Below are 25602 nucleotides of genomic sequence, written 5' to 3' on the forward strand. Positions count from 1 at the left end.
TTAAAACTAATACTAAAATAGGCAACCTGTAAAGGCTGCCTATTTTAGTATCAATCATAAACTTATTACCGGAGTAACTGCAGAACCCCTTGCGGCTGCTGGTTGGCCTGCGCCAGCATTGCCTGAGCAGCCTGAGTCAGGATGTTGTTCTTGGTGAATTCCATCATTTCCTTGGCCATATCTACATCACGGATCCGGGATTCAGCAGCTGTCAGGTTCTCAGCACTGGTATCCAGGTTGTTGATGGTGTGTTCCAGCCGGTTCTGATAGGCACCCAGCTTGGAACGTTCGGTAGATACTTTGGTAATGGCGTTATTTACTACTGTTACAAAGGAAGTAAAGTTACCGTAAGTAGACAAACCGCTGATTTTAGCCTGGGTTAAATTAGCATCCAACGCTGATGCATTCATTGCATTAATAACTAGCTTGATATTTTGTCCGGAATTGGCTCCTACCTGGAAGATATAAGAGTCATTCTTCTGGAGCAGTTTTTGGGTGTTAAATTCAGTATTAGCTGCAATACGATCAATTTCCTGCTTCAGTTGCAATAATTCATCCTTGATGGCGCTTCGGTCTGCTGTAACGTTGGTATCATTGGCCCCCTGTACTGCCAGTTCCCGCATCCGTTGCAAGATAGCATGGGTCTCGTTCAGAGCACCTTCAGCAGTCTGGATCAGGGAGATACCATCCTGGGCGTTCCGGGAAGCCTGTTGCAGACCCCGAATCTGACCCCGCATTTTTTCGGAGATGGAAAGACCAGCAGCATCATCCCCGGCTTTGTTAATGCGCAGACCGGAAGAAAGTTTGGCGATCGAGTTGGAAGCTGCAGCAGTATTAGCAGTCAACTGCCGATAGGTGTTTAGAGATGCAATGTTGTGATTAATTCTCATAATTTTTCATCCTCCTTGATATTATTTTTCGGCATCCATGCCGAAATTTTTCCCGCCGTCATCCGGCCGCTATGACGGTGGGTGATTTGCTCAATAATATTATCGTGAGATGATAATTTTTATTTACATCGTATTTCAGAAAATATATGCATTCTAGATTGTTTATAAAAAAATATCTCCTGATTACTCTGATTGACAACTTATTTTAAGATTCTTTGCATCTCCGCCAAACTTTCTAAATTTACCCCCTGAGCTTCCCGGTTGGTAACTACAATCGCTTCATAAACCTCCTTCCGCCAGACCCCAATTTCTCTGGGAGCAGAGATGGCCAGTTTCACTCTATCCCCCTTGATTTCCACCACTTTTACTTCAATCCCTTCCCCCAGAACTAGAGACTCACCTGCTTTCCGACTCAGTACCAACACGGGTTTCACCCCCTTGAACGGCTGGCAGCAAATAATGTCTTACCGAATATCGTTTATCTTCCAGAACGACCTGTTTGGCCAGTCCTTTACGAGCATTTATGAGCACAGGGGCCTTTAAATTAACACTGATATCCTTGATATTCTCCGGAATCCGGACAATCAACAAAATCCGCAAGTCTGCCTGGTCGTCAATTTCCAGCGATTCCAGTTCCTCTTGCGGAAAAACAGGCTGATAGTCTGCTAAAATCGTTCCAGGTTCTACTACCACAAAGGCCGGTTCTGGACTGTTTACCGCCTGCAGCCAGAAGAATGGACCAGGGTTGTTCTGGTCATGCAACACCACATATTGTTTGATATCTTCAAAACCCAGAATAGGGCCAATAAAATTAAGAATATCTTCCTCATTTATTTTAATGACGCCAAAAGCTTTGGTGGTAATTTCCATCCCAATTCCCCCTATTTGCGTATGTCTACAACGCTACCGATAAATTCTATTTGCAACTCTGGTTTCTGGGCCAGGTAGATTTCCACTTTGCCCGGTTGATAATCATGGATTACCTGTCCCGGCCGAAAACTAATTTCCACCTTTCCCGGTTCGATCAAAAGCTTTTTACCTCCACTAACAGTGATTTCCGGTCGTGACTGAGGAATGAAGGCAATGTTGAACTCTGCCGGCGGTGGATTAGCAACAGCCTCAGCCTGCTCGGCCAGGGGATTACCCTTATGTTCAATAGCGGCCAGTTCATCTCCTTCTTCTGCCCGCCTTCCAATGCCCTCTAATACCAGCTGTTTAGCCCGCTCCGCCTCATCTCGCGTAAGATCAAACACATTCTTCAATCCAGTTTCAGCAAAACAGGGATATTGATTGATTTCCACCCGAAAAGGCTCCCCTACCATTTCCGTTTTGGTAGGTTGAGTTGTAATCTCAATCCTAGCCGGTATCTGTTCCAGCCGTTGCTGTGCCGGAATGGCATTTATTTCAATTCGTGGCCATACATGAGTTATGCGGAATTGCATGGCTCACCACTCCTTTAAAAAAAGCCAGTGTTAACCACTGGCCTTAAAATTAGCGCAAAAAGTCCACTAATGTAGGCTGAATAATCCTGGCCCCGGCCGCCAGAGCTGACCGATAAACTTCTTCCTGCATTTTAAGCTCAGTTATTACTTTGGCAGTGTCTATATCCTCAGTCTTGGTTAAAAGCGTGCTGAAGTTTATATAACCATCTTCCAGTCGGCTTTGGGCTAGTTGAAAACGATTGGTCCGCGCTCCTACTTCAGCCCGAATCGACTGATTTTTGTTCAGCCACTGGTCAATAACCCCAATCTGGGCCGACACTCCGGCCGTGTCCCCTGCCAGCAGTTTGCTTTCCAAATCTGATAGCGCCTTAAACACACTGTCGGTATTATCTCCAAACACCTCGGCCCCGCTAACATTCACCGGCACCGTAACTCCCGGACCGATTTCATATTTCATCACCGCTGTATTGCCCTGCCAGGTCCCATTGTCATAGGGCTTAGTAGTAGTTTTGGTGCCGGCGAAGAGATAGCGGCCGGCTACCTCCGTATTGGCCACCGCCTCCAGGTGCTGGCGGATCTGAGCCACCTCCCTGGCAATGGCATCCAGGGACTCCTGGCTATGGGTTCCATTGGCCCCATAGACGGCGAGCTCGCGGGCCCGCTGTAAAGCCTGGCCGGCCTCATTCAAGGCGCTATCTGTATTTTCCAGCCAGGTCAGGCCGTCAGAAACATTCCTCTGATACTGGTCATTTTCCGTCAGATTGGTCCGCAGCCGCAGGGCATAGGTTAAACCTACCGGATCATCAGAAGGGCGGTTGATCTGGCGGCCACTGGACAGCTGTTCCTGCAGGCGGTCCATTTCCCGCATACTGCTGCTGAGATTTCTACGGAAGGTATTGATCATCATCTGGTTAGTTACGCGCACTGCCCTTCACCTCCTATCGGGTTACCCCCATGCCATTAATTATTTTATCCAGCATTTCGTCAATAACCGTCACCAGCCGGGCAGCAGCGTTATAGCCATGCTGGAAACGGATCAGGTTGGTCATCTCTTCATCGATGGACACTCCGACCAGGGACTGGCGCCGGTTTTCCAGCTGATCCACCAGCAATTGCTGGTTTTCCACCATACGGCTGGCTTCCTGGCTGTCTACCCCTATTTTCCCCAGCTGGGAGCGATAGAAATCATCCACAGTGCCAGTTACATTGGCATTGGCCCAGCCAAAGGTAGCAGCCCCCTGGAAATTGCGCTCCTCAATGGTGATTTGTTTATCCAGCCCCTTGCTTCCTGCCTTTACTTCCAGTACATACTGGCCAGAGGCAGGGGGTTTTTCCACCAGAGAAGCTGTCAGATCCATTCCTTGAGCCAGAGCCTCACTGTTGATTTTGGCCAGCAAATCATTGACTGTCACTATTCCAGCCGGAGTCAGGGCGTCTGCCCCGGCGCCGTCGGTGATACTGATAGTAAAGGATTTGTCACCCTGTTTAAAGACCAGGGCTGCATTGGGCTGGAAATCCGCTAAATTAAACAGTCCGCCCAGGATATTAGTTGTGCCGGAATAGGCGACTGTTGTGAGCCCATCGGCTCGGGTGGCGTAAGGCTTTTCTGTCTGCCAGGTGCTGAGCAGCCCGCTCTGACCTTTGGTCAAATCCATTAGCTGTTTATGTTTCAATTGAGCAATCTCCAGAGCATTTTCGCCATCCCCCGCTTCCGGAGTGTTGCCGGCCGCAATGGCATTGAGGCTGCCCAGAATGGCATCATCCACCTGCATAGCCTGGGCCAGGGAAATTCCACTGGGAGGATACACCCCTTCCACATAGGGTTTGAAGAAGTTGTTATTCTGATTTCCGGTCAGGTCATAACCGCCCCGGTGCAGCTTATTGGTCTCTTCCACAATGGTTTTAGCCATCATATCCAGTTCTTTCCGCAACTCGGGAATAATCCCCTTGAACTCACCTGTGGATGGATCGGAATAACCCCGGGCCTCCAGCAAGCCCTGAATTTCCCCGGCACTGAATCTGACCGGTTGCCGGTCATCAGCCCAGACCACATCCACAAAACCATTATTGGCCGGATTGGCTACCGCCTGCAGCAAGGAAACCTGACTGCCGGTTACGATCTCCCGTCCGCCAATAGATACATTTACCTGACCCAGTTTATTTTCACTGATGCGAATATCAGCGATTTTGGCCAGTTTGTCCAGCAGCAGATCCCGCTTGTCCCGCAGGTCATTGGCCCGGTCTCCCTGAGCCTCAATTGGCAAGATTTGAAGGTTAATTTCCGCAATCTGCTGGGCGATGGAGTTGATATCCTGTACCTTGACCTTGATATTATCATTCAGGTCAGACTGCAGCTCCCGGTAGAGCTGGTCCAGATGGTTAAAGGTTTCCGCCACCGCTATCCCCCGCTGGCGGACAACAGAACGCACCGCCAGGCTCTCCGGATTTTTGGACAGCTCCTGCCAGGCTTGCCAGAATTGATCCAGAACATTGCGCAAACTGGCATCAGAAGGTTCATTCAGTATGACCTCGATTTTTTGCAACGCATCCCGTTTAGCTTCCCAGTAGCCCAGGTTTTTATTCTCTGTGCGGATCTGGGCATCAATAAAGCCATCCCGCAAACGCCGGATCTCCTCTACTGCTACCCCGGTTCCTACCTGACCCGGTGAAGTGGGGCGATTCATCCCCGGTACCGTATAGGGCGCTTTCGCCCCCAGTACCGCTTCCTGGCGGGTATAGCCGGGGGAATTGGCATTGGCAATATTATGACCGGTTACATCCAGGGCCCGCTGCTGGGCCTGGATGGCTGAACGGGCTATCTCCAGTCCAAAAAATGTGCTCCGCATCTCCTCACACCTTCTTGTCAAATAATCGCGCCGGGGGCCGCTCTCCCGGGTTATTTCCCTCTTTGCCATGATAGACCGGCAAATCCTCCTGCCCGGCCAGCAGGTTAACGGTAAAGTCCAGGTACTTCAAGGACTGTTGCAACAGTTGTTTGTTTTGTTCATTCACTTTGCCCAGGTCCTCCAGGACATGGGTCAGCTCCGCTGCAATCCCCTGCAGGCGGGAAGTATCCCCAGCCCCCAGTTCCAGCAGTTTGGAAATAGTAAGCTGCCGGTCTTCCAGCCCCAGTTCAGTTGCCAGCGCTTCCACCAGTTGATTGCGGGCTTCCTCCAATTTTCCAACCTGAACCACTAGCTGTTCTTCCTGAGCCACGATTTGCTCAATAACCGGCAAATCCCCTCTCACCAGCGCTTCCTGTTTTTCTCTGGCCAATGACAAAAGCCGGCCGTAGACATCCCTCTGCCCGGCCAGCACCTGTGTCAATTCCTGCAGAACCCCGGCTGCTGTTGCCATGGGGCCACCACCTTTCCTAGACCAACTCGTCTACCAGTAACCGTCCCAGCATTTTATCGGCAATCTCTTGCGCTGACACGTTATAAGTACCGGAACGAACGGCTTCCCTCAATTCCGCCACTTTTTCCTCCCTGACCTCCGGTGCCTCTTTTACTGCCGCCAGGGCAGCTTGCAGCGCTTTCGCCTCCGGAGAAAGCTGGGCCTGGTCCCGCCCCTCCCCGGCTGCCGTTCCGCCAGTTTTAACTGTTCCCGGTTTATTGACAGGTTTTTGACCATAGGCTTTTAAAATATATTGAATTTGCTGGTTGGAGATTATCATATCCTTCACCGACCTTAAATGCAAAAATTGTCCTGTCAATTAATCGAAGAAAAAAGCCAAGACCTTAATTTGCATTCCTGGCCATAAAATTAAAATATTTCTTTCTTCCTCTCGTTTTCTTATTTTTTCTCTCTTCTCATGCTGGCAGTGTGCATTTTGGCTTTATGTCCCTTGATTGTCCTGTTCACATTCTGTTCCAGTTCTTTCGCACAACGCTGGCATATTCGCCCCATGTTGATAGGCGCCCCGCATCTCTGACAGGTTAGGCCTTTGATGGCCAGACGGCCTTCCCGTAAATAAGCCAGCACTTTTTCCGGTTTTACCCCCAGTTCTCTAACTACATCATCCACCGTTACTCCGGGATGTTCCCAAACATAATCCCGGATGCGGGAAAAAATTGCTTCCTCTCTGTCCAAACATTCCGGGCAACGCAAAGCCCCGGCGGACATAAACAGTTTGCCACACTCTTCACAGTTTTTTAGTTCCATTTTCATCCACCTCCCCCTGGCCAGTAGCCCAGGTGATGACATTGACCTCCCTGGCGCCTGCAGCAAGTAAAATACGACTGCATTCCTCTGCTGTCGCTCCCGTGGTTAAGACATCATCCACCAGGATTATCTTTCTCTCCCTTACCACATCAGGGTTGATGAGACTAAAAGCATCTCTCAGGTTATATAAACGGGCTACCCGCCCCAGTTTACTCTGCGGTCTGGTATCCCTGGTCCTCACTAGAACCTCCTCTACCGGTAAATGCAAAAACCAGGCCAGATGCTCCGCCAGAACAGCACTCTGGTTAAACTTGCGCTCCAGGATTTTTTGCGGTCCCACAGGTACCGGTACTACCAGCTGGCTGCCTTTAAAGCCAGGCTCCGCCAGTACCGTTTCTGCCAGCCAGTGGGCCATATGCCAGCCCAGAGAGCGACGGCCCTGGTACTTGAACTCATAGAGGACTTTTTGCCATATCCCCCCATAAGGGCCAGTACCTCTGGCGACCTGAAAATAGCCTTTGCTCTGGCAAGCCGGACACAATCCCTGATAGCCCAGGCGGCCGCAGCGGGGGCAGTGCTGTTGTTGCCGCATCAGTTTATACTGGCGGCGACAGGTAGGACAGGGATGCCATTTCATCCCTACTGTGCCGCAAAAAGGGCAGGGTAATTCCTCGGGAAACAGCCAGCGGCCTATTTCTTTAATAACAGGACGTAAAAGTCTACCCATTTCCTTCACCTTCCCTGCCTATTCGGTTCAAGTATCTAATACTCTCCAGGGCCTCCCGCATTGCCCCCGTTTGCTGTGCTGCCAGCCAGATTACCCGACCGCCGGGGCGGTCGGCAGTACGGCCCACCCGGCCACTGATCTGAATCAAGGCTGCCCGTTCAAAAATCCTTTCCCGGTCAGCTCGCCAGACTATTACATTTACGCCAGGAATGGTTATTCCCCTTTCCAGCAAGGTGGTAGTTACCAGGGCCTGCAATTGCCCTGTCTTCAGGGCGGCTATTTTCTCCTCCCGCGCCGGGTCCGCCGCCCATACCCCACTGGCGGCAATTCCCTGTTCCTTTAACCAGTTGCTTAACTCCCGGGCCTCGCGAACCGAAGCCACGAACACCAGCCAGGGCCCCGCCTGCTTCAGGCAGAGCAACAATTCCTCCCGGCTATCAGGGCGTACTTCCGGTTCCGGCAGCGGCTGCCCGTGATGGCGCAGGGGCAAATAAAAGAGGGTGCGCGCCTGCCGCCTTCTCTCCACGTCTTTAAGGTCAGGAGTAGCTGTCATGGTCAGCATTTTACCACCGGGCGACAAAGAACGCTCTACTCCTAGCGCCAGCCGTTCATCCTGACGGTAGGGAAAGGCATCTACTTCATCGACTATCACCAGGGCAAAGCAATGGCGAAAGCGCAACACCTGATGGGTGGTAGCAACCACCAGAGCCCCCGTTCTGGCCAGTTCCGGTTGTCCCCCATAATGAAAGGTGAGATCAACTGCCGGAAAGGCCTTTTTAATCCGTTCCTGCAGGTCCACCACAATTTCCCGCCGCGGTACTGCCAGTAAGGCCCGCTGACCACGGTTCAAAGTCAGGGCCAGGGCGGGGAATATTACTTCCGTTTTCCCCGCCCCGCAGGCGGCCCATAACAGGGCCTGTTTTTCCGGAGAAAACCGCAACCAGTCCAGGATTCCCGCCGCTGCCCGCTTCTGAAACGGAGTCAGGGTAAAATCCAGCTTTACCTTGAAAGCAGGTTGTGGTGGGGTTAGCTCCCCGGCGGGAAACAACCACAGGTCCGTGCAGGAAGTAATTAATCCCATATTTGCACAGGCCTCACACCAGCCATGGCTTGCCCGACAAAGAGGGCAGGAAGCAGGATCAGTCAACACTGCTCCGCAACGCTGACAGCGGCCCTGCTCATCTTCCCCCTTCAGTCTTACCGCTCCTAAAGCCTGGGCCTGCTGGGGTGTTAAACCGATTTTCTTCAGCTCCTGGGTTGTTAACAATCGTCCCGCCGGCTGGATTTCTCCCTTCATCCCCCTACCCCTTTACAAAAGCAGGCCGCCGCTGCTCCCGGCAGGGACAGCGTCCGGCCTTGCTCTTACTGTAATTTCTCATAAATACGGCTTAAATTTCGTCCATCTTCTTTAGCCCGATAAAGGGCCAGGTCAGCATGACTGATCAATTCCGACTTGTTCAAGCTATCGACCGGGAAACAGGAAATCCCGGCACTGACGGTGATACTGGTCTGCAACCCATCTGCTGTCGGCACCCTTAAAGCCGCGATAGCCTGGCGCAGCTTTTCCGCCACCTGGAAACCTTCTTCACTTCTGGTGGCTGGCAGGAGAACGGCAAATTCCTCCCCGCCATAGCGCACTACGGTGTCTATTTCCCGGACCAGGCTTTTAATGGTCCGGGCCACCTCGGCCAGCATCTTATCACCCATCATGTGCCCGTAGCGGTCATTATAGGTTTTGAAATCATCTATATCCAGCATAATCAAGGTTAAAGAAGAATGACGGTTGCGTTTCAATTCCTTATCCAGTGTCATCTGGAAATAACGATAGTTATATAAACCGGTCAACTCGTCGGTAATGGCCAGTTGCTCCATTTCCCGGTTCATTTTCTCAATAATATTAGTGTAACTCTGTAACTGGTCGTGGGAAGCCATCAGCTGACTATAGGCGATTTCCAGTTCCTCATTCATCTTCTGGTTACGGCGGAATTGTTCCCTTTGTACCTTCAAAAGATAACCAACAATGGCGGCAACCAGGAAAAAGAGCACAATCTGGGCCAGCATCCGCGTATCCTGCCACATAGTCACCTTCCAGCCTGTTGCCTGGCCTTTGGCATAAATAGATAAGCCACCGGCTACCAGTGCTGTTGCCATCGCGCCAAGGAAGTCGGCATACAAAGTAGCTGCTACAATCGGCAACAGGTAAAAGGCAGGATAAAAGATGCTTTCCACCCCACCGGTAAAATTAATCCAGAAATATGAAATCAGCAAATTACCCCCAATGGCCAGAGTGTAGCGCAACCAGTTACCTTCCCCCCGCATTAAGAAGAATGGCACAAATAAGCCGTTGAAAATACCGGCGACTGCCATCAGTATATATAAGTGGGGAAATACCACCTTATCCGGGTTGGCCAGAGCTAGAATAACGAAAGGAAAACTGGTCACCCCGGTAATAATCCACAGGTTGCGCTCAACCTTTCTCTGCATTGATTACTCCTCCTCGGCTTCCATGGGGTCATGTAAACGCAAATAATCCAGCAGGTAGGGGTTTAATACCTTGATGTATGTACCTTTCATACCAAGGGAGCGGGAATCAATAACCCGGGCGCTTTCCAGCTTGCGCAGGGCATTGACGATCACGGAACGGGTTAAATGGTATTTTTCCGCCAGTTTGCTGGCTACCACAAACCCTTCTTCCCCGGCCAGATCACGGAAAATAAAGCGTAATGCCTCAATTTCCGAATAGGACAAAACTTCCATAGCTGTCTGAATAGCCACCCGATCTCTGGTGTCTTTTTCCAGACGCTCATTTTTCAGGCGCATGATTTCAATTCCGGTAATAGTTGCAGCATATTCAGCCAGGATCAAATCATCATCAGTGAATTCCTGACCTTCCTTTTCACAGATCAGGGTCCCCAGTCGGTCACCACCACCGAAAACCGGGACAATTGCTCTAACCCAGCCTTCCTGGCCACCAGCGGTTATTTCGGTCCGGTTATAATTGAGGAATTGTTCATTTAAGGCATCCTGCAGATGGCCATCAGCTTCAATATATGCTTCCAGAGGGTTTACCCCACTCCCGGTAGCATCTGACCACCCCAGCAGCTTACCGCGCCGGCCAATAATCCAGAATCGCGTTTCCGTCAACCGGGCTAGCACGCGGGCCATCTCCCAGAAATCCACCGGCTGACCTGCTGTTTTTTGGATGAGACGATTCATCGCTCTGGTCTTTTGTAACAGACTTCCCACTTTAATCTACCTCCTCTGCTTCCTCAGCAGTACTAACCCTATTTCTCCCTGCCCCTTTGGCATGATAGAGGGCCCGGTCAGCAGCTTCAATCAGCTCCCCTGGTTCGTGGCCATGAACGGGCGCCTGTGCTACCCCAATACTGACAGTGACACTCACCAGCGGGCGGTTGCTGCCGATCTCCACCGGTTCTCCCTTAATTGCCAGTCGAATCCGGTTGGCCAGCCGCACGGCATTGGACAGTTCTGTGTTGGGCAGGAGCACAGCAAATTCTTCGCCCCCATATCGCGCTACCACATCCGACCTTCTGGTTTCCCGGGTCAGTACTTTTGCTACCCGCTGCAACACCTTGTCTCCGGCCTGATGCCCGTAAGTATCATTGAATTTCTTGAAATGATCCACATCCAGCAGCAACAGGGAAAAAGGATGATGATAGCGCTTGGCCCGTTGAAATTCTTCCTCCAGCCGGGTATAAAAATAACGGTGATTATATATGCAGGTTAAGCCATCGGTTATGGCCATATTTTCGATTTTTTCATAAAGCAGGGCCCTCTCCGTGGCCAGGGCTGCCTGCCCTGCCATGATGGTCAGCAATTGTTTCTGGTTTTCTTTAAAGCCAAAGGGCTCTCTCTTACCCAGTACCATCACACCTACCAGTTTATCATCAGCTACCATGGGTAAAATCAGGAGAGAGCGCATAATCTGGTAGATCCCCGGCATGCGCCGGATCAGCTTATCCCGTTTGCAATCATAAACAATTACCGTTTGCCGGGTACGCACAACCTGGCCAATTAGGCCATCCCCGGCTTCAACGGTATTATTTTCCAACCAGGCTTTGTAATTGGGATTATTGCTGATCACTACCTGGGGAACCAGTTGTTCCAGCTCCTCCCGCCAGAGATAAATAATTGCTGTATGATATTTTACCACCTTCAGTGCCTGATGTAAAATTTTATGCAATAGCTCCCCGGTTTTCAGAGTCAGCGAAGCCTGTAAGGCAATTTCATGCAATGCCTTTAACTCACGGTGAGCCAGTCCCAGTTCAAAATAAGTTTTCAACAGGGCATTGACCAGAATAATCAGCCCTAACAGCAAAAAAACACCAGCACTGCCGACTACCCGATAGAGCAATACTGTTAGTGCCCCCAGGCAGATGGAAAGAGCACAGGTAAACAGCTCCAGTTTGAATACATCCCGCCAGTAGGGATAAAGGGCCCGAGCCTGTTCTCTGGCCGCATAGATATTGACCAGCAGATGGTTGGTTACAAAATAGGTTACAACATACGCCGCCAGCGGTAACCAGTTGGAGGCCATCAACTTGTCCGCCTGAGGCGCTATCTGGCCGCCTGCCTGTTCATAGACAATCCCGGCCAGCAAAGCCGAAAGGGCATATTGAGCGCCATTAAACAAAACCGTTTTCATGGAATGGCCGTGATTGACAATCCCCCGGGCGAAAACCGTAGCCAGCGCTGAAATCCAAACTGTAGCGGGAGTGCCAAAGAGGATAAATGTCACAAACACCAGCACAAAACTCAGGGAAAAGTCCCCATTTGGTGTAGAAATCACAAACCACTCCAGAAACATGCCCATGGCCAGCAGAATAACATAGGACTGCCAGTCATCAGCTTTCAGCCCCGGTAGCATCAGCCCCAGAGCTGCTGCTCCCAGCAAAATCACCATCAGGCCGTACACGGCAAACCAGGGGCTCGTATGCCGCTTCATCCGGCCACCTCCCTTAATTCGCTCTAACTTCATTCGACATATAGCCATAAAATTCCTGCTAAATTGTAGATAATTTTAGATAATCCTTCCGAGTAAGCGCAACACATGTCCTTTTCTCAAGCCCAGCTGTTCAATGGTTCCTGCCGGCAACTCCACCACCGCTCTTGCTTCCCTGACTACCGGGCTAAAGCGCCAGGGCGGCATGCCGGTAATCAAATGCACAATCCGATTGGTATCATCCAGAAAAATTACATCAATAGGAAACCGCATGAAACAGGTATGCACACCCTGACAGGGCCTGATAACCAGGGCCTCCCCGGGTGCCATCTTCTCGCGATCCAGAAGGCCAACTAATCGCCTCCAGAAGGTATCAGCTATTTGCACCCGGCTGGCAATCTGGGTTTGATTGGTCACATTGATCAGTTCCATAAAGTCACCCCGCTTGTCAGTTGCCCATGGTCTTCATCATCTGCATTATTGCCGGACCCAGCAATACTACGAAAAGGGTAGGAAAGATAAAGAGAACCATCGGAATTAGCATTTTTACCGGGGCCTTCATTGCTTTTTCCTCCGCTCTTTGCTTGCGTTTCCCCCGCATTTCCGCTGACTGCAAACGCAGGACATTACCGATGGAAACCCCCAGCTGGTCAGCCTGGATAATAGCCCCTACCAGTGTTTGCAAGTCCTCGTTTCCTGACCTTAGCCCTAGATCTCGGAGAGCATCTCGCCGCGGCTTACCCATCTTAATTTCCTGCAGCAAACGGGAAAACTCGTCGGCCAGTACCCCTTTGCTTTTCTCCACCACTTTAACCAGAGCGGCATCAAACCCCAAACCCGCTTCTACACTAACGGTCAACAAATCCAGGATATCCGGCAGGGTATCCTGGATTTGTTCCTGACGCCGGGTAGCCAGTACCCCCAGGTAATAGTTGGGTAACAAATAACCCAGGATTGCGCCAAGCAACAGAGCCAGCACCAGCACCAGCGGGCTTGCCCCCGAGGGCAGGGCCAGGAAAAAGCAAACCAGAGCCAGCCCAATCATCATGGCATACTGCAGGGCCAGGTATTCCCCTGCTGTCAAATCCCAGGGATTCCCCGCCATCAACAATTTTTTCTGCAAATCCAGCTTTTGCTTGCTATCAGCAGCTCTTGTCCCTTTGGGCAGCTTTTCCGCCACCAGGTTTAACAGAGGGCGAATCACCCGCTCAAAAAAGGGCTGGGATAACTTCTCATCCAGGTACTTTTTTCGCCAGCTCAACAGGGAACCCACCTGTTGTAAACGGGACTGAACGGTAATCTTATCCCTGTAAAGGTGAAAAAGAAAAACATAACTCAGGAGGGTAAAGGAAAGACCACTTAATAGAGAAATCAATAACTCCATGCCCAACCCCCCTTACACTTTAATATTAATGATTTTTTTGATAATCAACATGCCAATACTCTGGGAAACCAGCCCGCCTATAATCAGGCTCCAACCTAAAGGACTGGTAAAAAGAGGCATCATGTATTCCGGGTTGATGAGGAAAATAAAACCTCCCACAGCCACCGGCAACAGGGAAATAATCATCCCGGAAATTCGCCCCTGGGCCGTCAGGGTCTTGATTTCGCCCTTGATCCGCACCCGTTCACGAATGGTGTTGGCTATGCTTTCCAGCACTTCCGAGAGATTACCCCCCACCTGGCGTTGAATCAAAACAGCAGTAACTACCAGATCCAGGTCCTCAGACTCAATACGCTGGGTCATCTTCTCCAGCGCCTCCTCGGTAGTGGTACCCAGGGACATCTCCCGCAAAGCCCGGGCAAATTCTTCGGAAATGGGGGCCGGCATTTCGCGGCTGACCATATCCATCGCCTGTAAAAAGGAAAACCCGGCCCGCAGGGAATTGGACATAACCAGCAGCGCATCCCCTAACTGGTTATCAAACATGTGCACGCGTTTGGCTTTGCGAGAATTGACCAGCAGGCGGGGCAGCAAAAAACCAAGCATAAGCAGGATAATGCCTCCGCTGATATTTCTGGCCAGCAACCAGCCCACCAGCCCCCCACCTACCGTAGTTAACAGATTAATAAAGACAAATTCTTCTCCCCGCAGGGGAATATTGGCCTTGATCATCTCCGCTTCCCATTTCTTTGCTATCTCCCGGGCTGCAAACAATTTGGCTCCCTGGTTAATAAATTCCTTCCAGCTCAGAGTCGGCCGTTCTTTTTTCTCCCGTCGCCCGTATATAGACTTACTGGTATAAACGGTCAGCCTTTCCGCCAGTGCCCGCTGCTCTCTGGTCAGCAAGAGGAAAAGGGCCCATACAAAGGCAGTCACACTGATAAAAGTCAGTAATAAAATCAAACTTGCCATAGCCCTCACCTCCTGCTAACGATTGATAAAGATATCCTCAGGCAAATGGATACCCGCTGCCTCCAGTTTACTCATAAACTTGGGCCTGATGCCGGTGGCCCGATGCCGCCCGATAATCTTGCCTTTATCATCTACACCCATTTGCTCATAGACAAAAATATCCTGCAGCACAATGGTATCCCCTTCCATACCCACTACTTCCGTAATGTGAGTGATTTTGCGGCTGCCATCCCTGAGCCGGCTTTGCTGAACAATAACATCAATAGCTGAGGCAATTTGTTCCCGGATCGCCCGTACTGGCAATTCCATCCCTGCCATCAAGACCATGGTCTCCAGCCGGGCCAGCATGTCCCGGGGAGAGTTGGCATGGCCTGTGGTCAGGGAGCCATCATGGCCGGTATTCATGGCCTGCAGCATATCCAGGGCCTCACCGCTGCGCACCTCCCCCACCACAATCCGGTCCGGACGCATCCGCAGGGAGTTACGGACCAGATCGCGCATGGTAATAGCTCCCTTACCTTCGATATTGGGGGGGCGGGTTTCCAGGGTAACTACATGCTCCTGCCTTAGTTGCAGCTCAGCTGCGTCTTCAATAGTTATAATCCGCTCATCATTGGGGATAAAGGAGGAGAGGACATTCAGGGTAGTGGTATTATGGGTAATAAACCCCCCACCCGTACCAGCTATAAAATTGTGCAAATCACTTACTGTAATATCATAAACATAAGGCTCAGTATTTTTAATTAATTCAACTTCAATAATTTTGTCCCAGAAAACCGGATAACTTGCAATCTGCCCTATTTTTTGATTTGAAACAATTGGACTTTGGGCCAAAAATGTTAAGTGTTGTAATTTTTTTTGGTTTTTTAAAGAAAAACATTCATAAAATCTTTTTATATTATCTAAACCGCTTATAATTGCATAATGATGTTCACTTTTACGTCGGTAGATAGAAATTATTCCATAATGAAGCAATGCCTGTCTAATAAATTCTATTAATTCAGGACTTTTACTGCTATATTCCAGAGCATTTTTCCCTATATATCCGTCGCCGTCCCAAAGCCCACTAATAAAACCGGATAAACTATCATTATCAAGCTTATACCACCATGGTAGAGGCTTAATTTTATCTGCTTTTTTGCCTCTTGGCACTCCCAAACACTCAAAAATTTCAACCAGGGCACTTGAATAAAATCTAATTCTCGGCGTTCTGTTTCTGGGAAATTCCAGTTGCCCATAGACTTCAAAATTTTCCTTAACAATCCTTTGTGCCTGTTCCAGTAAATCCGCATTATTTCCATGAATTTCAAGATACTTTTTTCCTAGATGACCATCAGCAAGAAGTAACCCAAGTAGCCAGAATATATCTGTATTAAACTTATCAAGCGAAATATTAATTGTTTCATTACTAGTTTTTGCTTTAACAATAACCCTATTTATCTCTTCCGTTTTATTAAAATGTTTTCTAATTAACCACCAAAATTTAATCGGAATATTATTTTCCTTAAACCATTCCCGGACAGTAGAATAGTTTTTATTTAGTTTTCTAGCTAATTTTTTTAGTTCTCCATGGGCTAAAATGGGTTTAATATCTGCAAAATCATCCTTTACATATAGTCCATTAGATTCCATTAATTGATCTAAAATATTTACTTTTTCAGGATGAATAGGAAGATAAGACGGCACAGCTATCATCAGTCCTGTAGATAAATCACTTGCTTTTATCTCCGTTATGTTTCCATTAACCAGAGTGAAAAATGGATGTTCTGGAGTAACCTCAATTTCTCTTCCAGTTGCCGTTTTGATCTTGTAAATCTGATCTGGTGCCCGATGACGCCATAATCTAACATTTTCCGCTAATTTATATTCACCCTTTGTCCAGTCAAAAGACAAGACTTTTAAATTTGTATCAACATATTCCCATCCATCTCCATCAGTATATGGAGGCTGTTTCAGCATGGCCTCGTCCACTTTTTTCCCGATAGAATTCCAGCCATCACTCCAGAGTACCGGTGTTCTACCAAGCATACACTTCCCCGAGCCCGTACCCCCGGAAACCACTATATTCAGTTTCCCTTTAACACAGGCATCCAGAAATTTGGCCATTTCCACTGTCAGAGTGCCAAACCGGATCAGGTCCTCAATTTTCAAGGGGTCTTTGGAAAACTTCCGGATAGTAATGGTCGGCCCCTTCAAGGCCAGGGGAGGTATAATGGCATTCACCCGGGATCCATCCGGCAAACGAGCATCCACCATGGGCATGGATTCATCGATCCGACGGCCAATAGGGGCTACAATTTTTTCGATAATATGCAAAACATGGTCATTATCCCTGAATTTAATATCCGTTAATTCCAGTTTCCCTTTACGCTCTACATAAACCTGATTGGGCCCATTGACCATGATCTCCGAAACAGTAGGATCATTAATCAAGGGGTTGATGGGACCAAACCCCAGCACCTCATCGATGATTTCCTGCACGATTTTCTGCCGGTCCTGCCGGGGAATGAAGGCTGCCTCCTTATCCAGGAAAGTCTGCACCACATCTTCAATTTGCTGGGCCAGTTTAGCTTCATCCAGGTCTTCCATTTTCCCGCCCTTGCTGATTTCTTCTTCCAGTTCATTGATAACTTCCTTATGAATGCGTACCTTCAAATCAGCATAGGGGTCCCGGGTAACTTTAGGAGCGGAAGCTCCACTAAACCCGCTGTGTTCCCGGCTTTTTTCCCCTTCACTGCCCTTTTCTTTTTCCAGACGCTTCAAGAGGGACATTCTGTCTCACCTTCCTTTAGCCAAACCATCTGGAAAAGACCCCTTTCTTCTCTTTTTTCTGCAAATCCTCCTGATACCCCTGATCACTGATTACCAGGTGGGCCAGGTCGCGTATGGCCTGAGAGATTTTGGTACGGGGATCAGAGACCACAAAGGGAATTCCCCGGTTAACCGCTGCCACCACCACCCGGCCATCACTGGGTATATGGGCGGCAATTAACATGCCCAGGCTTTTCTCCACATCCTGATAATTGATACCAATATCGCCAGAAGAGCGGTTGAGCACCAGTTTAACTTTGCCTTTGTGATGCAGGGAATCCAGCACTTCCAGACTGAGTTTGACATTTTTGATAGTCGGCAGGTCCAGGGCCAGGATAAGCAAAATCTGATTACACATATCCAGGGCCGTCAAGTTGGTCTCATGGAAAAAGGGCGGTGTATCGATGATAATGTAATCGTATTCTTCCTTCAACTGATTGATAATCTTCTCCACATGAGCAGCAATCACCAGCTCAGCATATTCCGGCCGGCTGGGTGCTGGCAAAACCTTGATCCCGGAGGGATGCTCGATCAAATAACTTTCCATGGTCTCCTTATCCAGGTGAGCAATTTCCTGCACCAGCTCGGTGATGGTCCGTCTGGGCACAATGTTCATCATTACCGCCACATCGCCAAATTGTAAATCCAGGTCCACCAGTACCACTTTGCCCCGGCTCTCCTGGGCCAGTGCTACTGCCAGGTTGGTGGCAATAGTAGTCTTGCCCACCCCACCTTTAGTACTGAAGACGACTACCACCTGGGGTTCCCGCTTTTTCGCCGTATCTTCAACATGTAAGTTGACCCGTCGCTTTTTCTCCAGGTCATACACCCGGCGAATGGTTTCTGTCAATTCATCACTGGAAAAAGGCTTGATCATATACTCGCGGGCCCCGGCCATCATGGCTTTTTTCAGATATTCCTGTTCCCCCTGTACTGACATGATGATGATAGCCGCCGTAGGTACCCGAAGGGAGATGGTTTCTGTAGCCTCAATCCCATCCATTACCGGCATATTGATGTCCATCAGGATAATATCCGGGCGCAGTTTTTCCGCTTTTTCTACCGCTTCTTTCCCGTCTCCTGCTTCCCCGACAATTTCCATATCGTCTTCAAAATATAAGAGCCGCTTAACATTTTCTCTGGTCTCGGCATAATCATCCACAATCATAATCCTGATCTTACCCATGGGATTTCCCCCTCACGCTATCTCAGCTTGTAATCAGTGGAAAGATACGGAGTCACATTGTTTTTATCCTGGTCCACAGGGGAACGCAGGGCTAACTGAATGACCCCGTTACGGTTAATCAGAGCCAGTTTGGCCGCTTCCTCCGGTGTCACCGCCAGGGTCACAGATTTTACCCCATCGGTTTTGCTTTTTTCCGCTTTTTGCTCCAGGGTATTTAGCTCAGATGTGAGCTGGCTGTCAACAGCCAGCACCTCCACATTTTCCAGATAAACTTTGGCGAGAGGCCGCTCTACCACCTGGTTGTTTTCCATAACCGGTACACTCATTACGGTAATCACATCCACCCGGTCTCCGGGTTTGAGCAGCCCATTCAATGCGGTAATGTTATTAACTCCAATAGTAAGGGCCCGTTTACCTTTAGGTACAGTGTAGGCTAGCCCTTCTTTGTAGGCATCTTTGCCTACCAGTTTTGGCCCCAAAACCTGTTCCCCGCTCACAATCCGATCCAGAGTAATCCGGCCTACTACCTTTTTCAGATCCCGTTCCGCCTGAGCATGAATATACTCTTTCGGTAACACCTTTTTTTCCACCATCTCCTGGGTGATCACAGTTTTGGCCGGTATTTCCGTCCTGGCAACCACTACTTCGCCGGTTACTACATTATTGATCTGTTTTTTCATGGTTTGCAAATAATAATTGGTGGCCAGAGCTGCCCCCAGCCCGCAGATTAAAGCCAGAACAAACAATTTCTTCGGTGTCATGCTCTTTCCCCCTACTCGCTCAGCCTGGTCCCATATAACCCGAAACCAGCACTAGTGTCATCCAGTTGCTCTGCTGGTACAATGACCCTGACAAAATAACCTTTTATTTGGCAATCATTGCCATTGCCGGGCAATTCATTTTTCAATAAAAATGCCGCAAACCCTACCACCCGGGCGGTAGAGCGACCGTTTTTGGGTATATCGTCAATTACCGGTACATATAAAAGCCGGGGGCTGTTGGGATCAATGTTATCCGGGGTACTGTTATCGGTCATAGTCCCCAGCCGGTACTGAATGCCCCGTCGGGTTGGCCCTGACATATTCCCCGGTTCCGTCTCGATTATATCTCCAATAGCGATAACTCCCTGGTAACCGTATTTTAAATTATCTTCATAAGTTGAAGCCCCGCGTCCACCTAAAGCAACAGCCCCATACCAGCCATTATCACCAGCACCGCCCCCGTTTTTGAGGATATATTCCTGGCCAAAAACAAAATTCTGTTGTTTTACTGCCAGCGGGGCCAGACCCTTCATGGCTTTAACAGGGGCTACCCGGGCTGTCGCCCGTCTGCTGACCTGCCCTTTTTCTACTCCCAGCACCGGAGCAAAAGCAAAATTCACTTCTTTGCTCAAATTCACAGTAATGGATTTGTTATCAGCTCCAATGGTAATCTCTTTCGTAAGTAACTCTGTACCACCATTGGCAGCCAGATATTGTTCTGCTACCGCCACAGCTGCATCCGGATGATCCGGCAATTCCTGCACCCCGGCCAAAGCCGCCGCATCGGCCATGGTCTGCAGGCGGTTTTCCCAGAGATAATACTGGCCAAAATCAGCTACCATCGCCACCATCCCCAGCAGCCCCGTCAGAGCCAGGGCCACCAGCACGATTGCCGTCCCTCTTTCTCCGCTCTCTTTGCTCTTCATCTTTCCTCCCCCCTATTCCATCCGCATCTGCACACTGCCACTTACTGTATAGGGGTTACCGATAATTTCACCGATAATGGGGGCAAAGATTTGTACCGGGTAGGAAACCTGCACCGTTACCGGTTGCCCCCGCAGGCGATTGCTATAGGCAGGAGCGATGGTGATTTGCAGTTTACTGCTATCCAGGCCCACAGCTGTATCTTTAATCCTGGCGATAATAGCTGTATCCTGGGCCCCCACCACTGCCAGACGCGCCCCCTCCCGGGCCCCATTGTTCACCGTCAGATAGGCATGGAAAATGCGACCGAATTCAATAATGCCAAAGAGCAACATTAATAAAAGAGGCAGAACAAGGGCCATTTCCACCAGTGCCTGTCCCCTTTCCCCTCTTTTTCTTCCCATCCCCATTTTCCTCACCTACCTAACCAGAGTGTCACCAGTAAATAGCCCAGGCTGAGAGGAATGGCATAGGGGATAGCCGTCGGATCTGTCTGGCTGGTTTCTTCCTTCCACCACTGGCCGGTAAAGAGACCAACAAACAGCCTGGCACCTGCTTTAGACCAGGTTTGTTTAAACCCGGCCCAGCCCTGTTGCCAGAGGAGTCGGCCACACAGCCAGAGCCCTCCTAGAATGGCCCCTGCCAGAAAAGTATATAACGCCACTTTTCCCCCTGCCCAGGCACCGATGGCCGCCAGGAATTTCACATCTCCTGCACCCATTCCACCTACCAGAAAGGGCAGGATTAGTAGACCCAGACCAACCAGCCAGCCCAGCAAAGAGCCTTTCAATTCCGGCCAACCGCCCTGGTAATAGTGCCAGCCCCAGATCAGAGGCAGGGTATACAGTACCAGCCAGTTGGGAATGCGCCGATAGCGCCAGTCATAATAAATGGCAAGTGTGATGATAACCCAGAACAAACTCATCCCTCCGCCCGGGAAAAATAGGGCCCTACACCGAGGCACTCGGCCTACCGCGTAGGGCCTTGGGTTTTTTTAGCTAGCACTAAAGCTTAGTCCTTCAAATACCGCCTTAATCTTATCCTTGAATGCTATTACCGTTACAACCAGAGCCGCCGCCACTAAAGCAATAATCAGACCATACTCGGTCATCGCCTGACCAGACTCCTCTTTCCACAATCTTTTGATGATGTTCATACCAAATCCCTCCTTGCTAAACTTCGCTCTTTTTCACCCTTGTGCATAAGACACAACACCTAAAAACCCCCTTTTACCGGCTGCCCGGCGAAAGGGGGTCACAAACCGACCTTCCACAATTCGGCAGCCTGGCAGTCATAGCGCTTATACGCCTTAGACCCATGGCTTTGCGCCCCCGGCTTTCACCGGGTTTGCCTTTATCGTTGTGTCTTATTGCCTTGTTCTGATTTTAGTATATACCCAATTAGGACAAATGTCTATGGGACCGCAGCTTTAATTTTTCTAGGACTTAGGTCCCAGACAAATGGTTTTTTTCGTACAAAGGTTTAATTTTATCTTTAAACAATATTAAAGATAATACTAGAGCTGCTGCAACCAGAGAGATAATCAGCGTGTACTCACTTAAAGCCTGCCCCTTCTCCTCCCGCCAAAACCGTTGAACTTTTCCCATACCGGTCCCTCCTCCGCTTCGCCTTTCAGGCTCCTACTTTTAGTATACATAAATGAAGGGGTATTAGTCTATGGATCTTAAGTCCCAAAAGCCTGCTCATTAAAAATTCGCAACAATGTCTGCAATTCCCGTTTCCCCTGTTGCCGCTGCCGCAAATCCAGAAAAACCACCCGCTGGTAGCGGGCTGCCAGATAGGCCAGACGGCGAGGCGATATGAGCGGAAACCACTTTTGCTCTACTACCAGCAGATTAAAATGTTCCCGCGCCAGTTTATCGGCAATGGCCAGAGTCTGATCCCAGGACCCCTGGTCAATGATGATAATCTGCAGCAACCAGTGATAACGATACTCGTATTGCAGCAGCCAGCGTACCACCCCTTCCAGATTAGTCACATTATTCCTGGTCAATAGCACCACGGAAATCCCATTCATTTGTGGTTGCCGTTGTTGACGGCGGCTGTAAAACAGTCCCCACAGCAGCAAGCCCACTAAGCCCAGCAAACAGAAAAAGGGCAGCCACCATGACATATAATCCACCCCACTCCGGGATTTTTGTCTATGCCATGATATGCTGCCTTCAGGAATTGGGTTCCTCGGTCAGTCCCATGCGCACAGCAAACAGCGCCGCCTGGGTCCGGTCTTCCACCCCGATTTTTTTAAAAAGATGGGTCAGATGATTTTTTACAGTCTTCTCACTGATGAACAACCTTTCCCCGATTTCCCGGTTGGTCAAACCCTGAGCCACCATGCCCAGAATATCCCTTTCCCGTCGGGTAAGCTGTTGCAAAAGCTGTTGTTCCTGCAGACGGGTCATCATGTGGCTGATTTTTTCCATTACCTCCGGGGCAATCACGGTTCCACCCCCGGTTACTGTGGCCACTGCCGCCAGCAAGTTATCAGCACTGATGTCCTTGAGCAGGTAGCCTGCTACCCCGGCCTTAATCACCTCCGGTGCCCGTTCATCCACCGCTACTGTTAGAGCGATGATCTTCACCCGGGGCATCAGCTGTTTCAACTGGCGGATAGCCTGAATACCATCAGTACGGGGCATGTTGATATCCATCAAAACAAGATCGGGAAGACATTCCCGGGCCTTCGCCACTGCCTCCGCCCCATCTCCCGCTTCCCCCACCACCTCCAGGTTGGGCTCTAGAGCCAGTACCTTGCGTAAGCCTTCCCGGATCAGAGGATGGTCATCTACCAGCAAAATCCTCACTATCCCCATAGCTAAACCTCCCTATCCTTCGTTGAGCGGTACTTTCAGCAGAATCTCCGTCCCCTGCCCTGGTCGACTGCGCAGGATGAAAGTGCCTCCTAACAGTTCCACCCTTTCCCGCATACTGGTCAAACCCAGGCTCTCCCGTTGCTTGTTGGCCAGGGCTTGTTCCACATCAAACCCCTGGCCATCATCCTTGATCAGGATGTTAACACTATCCCGGCCCATTTCCAGCCGCACTATAACTTTGCTGGCCCGGGCATGTTTCCAGACATTATTGAGGGCTTCCTGGACCACGCGAAACAGTCCTACTTCCACCGCATTATCCAGGCGCCTTTCATAACCAAAGAAGATAAATTCCGTGTTTAAATTATATTTGCTCTTATAATCCTCCAGATAGCGACGCAAAGCCGGAACCAGACCCAGGTCATCTAAAGCCATGGGCCTGAGGTCAAAAATGATTTTACGAATATCCTGCAGGGTATTGCGTACCAGCTCTTTCAGACTCTGCAGTTCCCCTTTAACTTTGTCTGGCTTCAGTTCGAGCAATTTCTCACAAAATTCCATGCGCAAAACAATATTGGCAATGGCCTGAGCCGGTCCGTCATGGATTTCCCGGGCCACCCGTTTTCTTTCTTCCTCCTGGGCCTTGATCACCCGGATACTCAGGTTTTGTTTTTGTGCCAGCCCTTCTAACTGATTGTTGACCTCATTCAGACTTCCCGAAAGGAAATCCATGACCACAGCCACCTGGGAAGCCAGATTCTCCGCCTTGGCTACCGTTTGCTGCATGTTTTTCAATGTCACCTGCAGCTGGTCCCGTTTGGAGCGCAGCTGGTTTTCCCGTTCCCGTAACAGCAGCAATTGGGTCTGAAGCTCACTGGCAGTATCATAGGCCCGTTTTACTTCCGCTTCTGAATATTTGCCCAGGCTGCTATCCACTTCTGCCAGCCGTAACCTGGCCTGCTTGACTTTCAATTCCAGTATATCTACCGCCTTAATTACATCATTGACCTGGTTTTCCAGCAGGACCAGTTCCCGTTCCAGCCGTACCACTTCCTTGCGGGCTGTTTCCGCAATATCGAAGATTTGTTGTTTGCTGTTTTCGATAGCTTGCAGGGTATTTTTTACAACTTTGTCCAGTGCCTCCAGGGATGGCATGGGCTATTCCCCCTGTTACTTCGTGTTAATCAATAGATTCGCTTAAAAAAAACGGATTCCTGCTACCAGTCCCAAAAAATTTAGGACCATAGTCCCAAAAGAAAACCCCGGGCCCTCACCCGGGGTAATTTCTTCTGCAATAACTAGAGTCCGGCATCAGCCCGCAGGACTTCCACCTTGTCCAGGCGCTCCCAGGGCAGATCCAGGTCATTGCGGCCAAAGTGCCCATAGGCAGCAGTCTGTTTGTAAATGGGCCGCCGCAGATCCAGAGTCTTGATAATACCCGCCGGCCGCAGGTCAAAGTGCTTGCGCACCAGTTCAATCAGCTTTTCTTCCGGCAATTTGCCCGTGCCAAAGGTTTCAATCATGATGGATACTGGCCTGGCCACACCAATCGCATAAGCCAGCTGCACTTCACACTTGTTCGCCAACCCGGCAGCTACGATGTTTTTGGCCACATAACGGGCAGCATAGGCACCAGAACGGTCAACCTTGGTGGGATCTTTACCGGAGAAGGCGCCACCACCATGCCTGGCCATACCGCCATAGGTGTCAACGATGATCTTACGGCCAGTCAGACCGGCATCCCCCTGCGGACCACCGATAACAAAACGGCCAGTGGGGTTAATGAAGTATTTGGTATTTTCATCCAGATATTCGGCCGGGATCACCGGTTTGATAACATGTTCAATCATATCCCGTTTGATGGTTTCCAGATCCACATCCGGGCTGTGCTGGGTGGAGATGACCACAGTATCCACCCGTACCGGCCGGTCATCTTCATATTCAACGGTAACCTGGCTTTTGCCATCGGGACGGAGGTAGGTCAAAAGCCCGCTCTTGCGCACTTCTGCCAGCCGCCGGGTCAGCTTGTGGGCCAGGCTGATGGGCAAAGGCATAAATTCAGGGGTTTCATTGGTAGCATAACCGAACATCATCCCCTGGTCGCCAGCTCCGATGGCTTCGATCTGCTCATCGGTCATTTCCCCGGTTTTAGCTTCTAAAGCCTTGTCCACACCCATGGCAATATCAGGGGACTGTTCATCAATGGCAGTGATTACAGCACAGGTATCGCAGTCAAAACCGAATTTGGCCCGGGTGTAGCCGATTTCCCGAATAGTTTCCCGGGCAATTTTGGGTATATCTACATAACAGCTGGTAGTGATTTCACCGGAAACCAGTACCAGACCGGTTGTAACCGAAGTCTCACAGGCCACCCGGGCATTGGGATCTTGAGCGAGAATGGCATCCAGCACCGCATCGGAAATCTGGTCGGCAATTTTATCCGGGTGTCCCTCAGTAACGGACTCAGAAGTAAACAAACGCTTGGCCACTGTGCATTCCTCCTTTTTCATTTCCAATAACTTATCATAACAAATGCTACCTCTTATGTCA

Annotated in this window: 29 protein-coding genes, 1 pseudogene and 1 riboswitch; all 30 genes and pseudogenes read right to left on the bottom strand. The window is 49.9% G+C overall.

Translation table 11 applies throughout. From position 1 onward, the window contains the following. Positions 1-65: 65 nt before the first annotated feature. The 30 genes and pseudogenes from hag to metK all read right to left on the bottom strand — a co-directional run bounded on the left by hag (position 66) and on the right by metK (position 25541). Positions 66-890: a flagellin Hag gene (hag, locus tag CTH_RS12670; protein ID WP_079932771.1), complete on the bottom strand. Its 825-nt coding sequence runs from the start codon at positions 888-890 to the stop codon at positions 66-68. Between the two features lie 200 nt (positions 891-1090). Continuing rightward, positions 1091-1315: a carbon storage regulator CsrA gene (gene csrA, locus CTH_RS12675; RefSeq protein ID WP_107754138.1), complete on the bottom strand. Its 225-nt coding sequence runs from the start codon at positions 1313-1315 to the stop codon at positions 1091-1093. Next, a complete protein-coding gene (fliW, locus tag CTH_RS12680) occupies positions 1287-1760 on the bottom strand; it encodes a flagellar assembly protein FliW (protein ID WP_107754141.1) in 474 nt (157 codons plus the stop codon). The genes csrA and fliW overlap by 29 nt, the downstream gene beginning before the upstream one ends. Before the next feature lie 11 nt (positions 1761-1771). After that, the gene (locus CTH_RS12685; protein ID WP_078665878.1) at positions 1772-2332 is read right to left on the bottom strand and encodes a DUF6470 family protein; all 561 of its coding nucleotides are present in this window, start codon (positions 2330-2332) and stop codon (positions 1772-1774) included. 49 nt (positions 2333-2381) lie between these two features. Next, positions 2382-3257, bottom strand: a complete 876-nt coding sequence (gene flgL, locus CTH_RS12690) for a flagellar hook-associated protein FlgL (RefSeq protein WP_078666080.1) — start codon at positions 3255-3257, stop codon at positions 2382-2384. A 13-nt stretch (positions 3258-3270) separates the two neighbouring features. Further along, positions 3271-5178 (bottom strand): flagellar hook-associated protein FlgK, encoded by a 1908-nt coding sequence (gene flgK, locus CTH_RS14215; protein WP_159071975.1) that lies wholly within the window; start codon positions 5176-5178, stop codon positions 3271-3273. 4 nt (positions 5179-5182) lie between these two features. Beyond that, on the bottom strand, positions 5183-5689 hold the full coding sequence (locus CTH_RS12700) for a flagellar protein FlgN (protein WP_078666082.1): 507 nt from the start codon (positions 5687-5689) through the stop codon (positions 5183-5185). 16 nt (positions 5690-5705) lie between these two features. After that, complete coding sequence (gene flgM / locus CTH_RS12705; protein ID WP_078666083.1) at positions 5706-6008, bottom strand: flagellar biosynthesis anti-sigma factor FlgM; 303 nt, start codon at positions 6006-6008, stop codon at positions 5706-5708. Between the two features lie 119 nt (positions 6009-6127). Next, entirely contained in the window at positions 6128-6502 is a 375-nt protein-coding gene (locus tag CTH_RS12710; RefSeq protein ID WP_078666084.1) for a hypothetical protein, read from the bottom strand. Continuing rightward, complete coding sequence (locus CTH_RS12715) at positions 6477-7223, bottom strand: ComF family protein (RefSeq protein WP_078666085.1); 747 nt, start codon at positions 7221-7223, stop codon at positions 6477-6479. Before CTH_RS12715 ends, CTH_RS12710 begins: the two co-directional genes overlap by 26 nt. Beyond that, the gene (locus CTH_RS12720; protein WP_078666086.1) at positions 7216-8520 is read right to left on the bottom strand and encodes a DEAD/DEAH box helicase; all 1305 of its coding nucleotides are present in this window, start codon (positions 8518-8520) and stop codon (positions 7216-7218) included. Before CTH_RS12720 ends, CTH_RS12715 begins: the two co-directional genes overlap by 8 nt. A 65-nt stretch (positions 8521-8585) precedes the next feature. After that, the gene (locus CTH_RS12725; protein WP_078666087.1) at positions 8586-9707 is read right to left on the bottom strand and encodes a GGDEF domain-containing protein; all 1122 of its coding nucleotides are present in this window, start codon (positions 9705-9707) and stop codon (positions 8586-8588) included. A 3-nt stretch (positions 9708-9710) separates the two neighbouring features. Next, positions 9711-10469 carry a GTP-sensing pleiotropic transcriptional regulator CodY gene (codY, locus tag CTH_RS12730; RefSeq protein WP_078666088.1) on the bottom strand — a complete coding sequence of 253 codons (759 nt, stop codon included), beginning with the start codon at positions 10467-10469 and terminating at the stop codon, positions 9711-9713. Position 10470: 1 nt separating this feature from the next. Beyond that, on the bottom strand, positions 10471-12189 hold the full coding sequence (locus CTH_RS12735; protein ID WP_159073895.1) for a diguanylate cyclase: 1719 nt from the start codon (positions 12187-12189) through the stop codon (positions 10471-10473). Between the two features lie 75 nt (positions 12190-12264). After that, positions 12265-12618, bottom strand: coding sequence for a DUF192 domain-containing protein (locus tag CTH_RS12740; RefSeq protein WP_078666090.1), 354 nt, complete (start codon positions 12616-12618; stop codon positions 12265-12267). A gap of 16 nt (positions 12619-12634) precedes the next feature. Next, positions 12635-13570 carry a type II secretion system F family protein gene (locus tag CTH_RS12745; protein ID WP_079932754.1) on the bottom strand — a complete coding sequence of 312 codons (936 nt, stop codon included), beginning with the start codon at positions 13568-13570 and terminating at the stop codon, positions 12635-12637. A 12-nt stretch (positions 13571-13582) separates the two neighbouring features. Then, the gene (locus tag CTH_RS12750) at positions 13583-14542 is read right to left on the bottom strand and encodes a type II secretion system F family protein (RefSeq protein ID WP_079907171.1); all 960 of its coding nucleotides are present in this window, start codon (positions 14540-14542) and stop codon (positions 13583-13585) included. A gap of 15 nt (positions 14543-14557) precedes the next feature. Next, the gene (locus tag CTH_RS14440; RefSeq protein WP_477021187.1) at positions 14558-16570 is read right to left on the bottom strand and encodes an ATPase, T2SS/T4P/T4SS family; all 2013 of its coding nucleotides are present in this window, start codon (positions 16568-16570) and stop codon (positions 14558-14560) included. 3 nt (positions 16571-16573) lie between these two features. Then, positions 16574-17314, bottom strand: a pseudogene (locus tag CTH_RS14445) (CpaF family protein); the annotation flags it as partial. Between the two features lie 16 nt (positions 17315-17330). After that, the gene (locus CTH_RS12760; protein WP_078666094.1) at positions 17331-18539 is read right to left on the bottom strand and encodes a CpaE/TadZ family protein; all 1209 of its coding nucleotides are present in this window, start codon (positions 18537-18539) and stop codon (positions 17331-17333) included. Positions 18540-18556: 17 nt separating this feature from the next. Continuing rightward, entirely contained in the window at positions 18557-19300 is a 744-nt protein-coding gene (gene cpaB, locus CTH_RS12765) for a Flp pilus assembly protein CpaB (protein ID WP_078666095.1), read from the bottom strand. An 11-nt stretch (positions 19301-19311) separates the two neighbouring features. Further along, positions 19312-20226: a pilus assembly protein TadG-related protein gene (locus CTH_RS12770; RefSeq protein ID WP_078666096.1), complete on the bottom strand. Its 915-nt coding sequence runs from the start codon at positions 20224-20226 to the stop codon at positions 19312-19314. A gap of 12 nt (positions 20227-20238) precedes the next feature. Beyond that, positions 20239-20628, bottom strand: a complete 390-nt coding sequence (locus CTH_RS12775; RefSeq protein WP_200803498.1) for a TadE/TadG family type IV pilus assembly protein — start codon at positions 20626-20628, stop codon at positions 20239-20241. A gap of 11 nt (positions 20629-20639) precedes the next feature. Continuing rightward, a complete protein-coding gene (locus tag CTH_RS12780) occupies positions 20640-21143 on the bottom strand; it encodes an A24 family peptidase (protein WP_159071977.1) in 504 nt (167 codons plus the stop codon). A gap of 75 nt (positions 21144-21218) precedes the next feature. Then, on the bottom strand, positions 21219-21380 hold the full coding sequence (locus CTH_RS12785; RefSeq protein ID WP_078666099.1) for a Flp family type IVb pilin: 162 nt from the start codon (positions 21378-21380) through the stop codon (positions 21219-21221). A 119-nt stretch (positions 21381-21499) separates the two neighbouring features. After that, a riboswitch (cyclic di-GMP riboswitch) is annotated at positions 21500-21586 on the bottom strand. 83 nt (positions 21587-21669) lie between these two features. Then, on the bottom strand, positions 21670-21831 hold the full coding sequence (locus tag CTH_RS12790; RefSeq protein WP_107754147.1) for a Flp family type IVb pilin: 162 nt from the start codon (positions 21829-21831) through the stop codon (positions 21670-21672). A 77-nt stretch (positions 21832-21908) separates the two neighbouring features. Beyond that, on the bottom strand, positions 21909-22358 hold the full coding sequence (locus tag CTH_RS12795) for a glycosyltransferase family A protein (RefSeq protein WP_079907167.1): 450 nt from the start codon (positions 22356-22358) through the stop codon (positions 21909-21911). Positions 22359-22407: 49 nt separating this feature from the next. Next, on the bottom strand, positions 22408-23055 hold the full coding sequence (locus CTH_RS12800) for a response regulator (RefSeq protein ID WP_078666101.1): 648 nt from the start codon (positions 23053-23055) through the stop codon (positions 22408-22410). A gap of 12 nt (positions 23056-23067) precedes the next feature. After that, the gene (locus CTH_RS12805; protein ID WP_078666102.1) at positions 23068-24207 is read right to left on the bottom strand and encodes a sensor histidine kinase; all 1140 of its coding nucleotides are present in this window, start codon (positions 24205-24207) and stop codon (positions 23068-23070) included. A 143-nt stretch (positions 24208-24350) separates the two neighbouring features. Then, positions 24351-25541 (bottom strand): methionine adenosyltransferase, encoded by a 1191-nt coding sequence (metK, locus tag CTH_RS12810; protein WP_078666103.1) that lies wholly within the window; start codon positions 25539-25541, stop codon positions 24351-24353. Positions 25542-25602 lie beyond the last annotated feature (61 nt).

The organism is Carboxydocella thermautotrophica (assembly GCA_003054495.1).
Taxonomy (GTDB): Bacteria; Bacillota.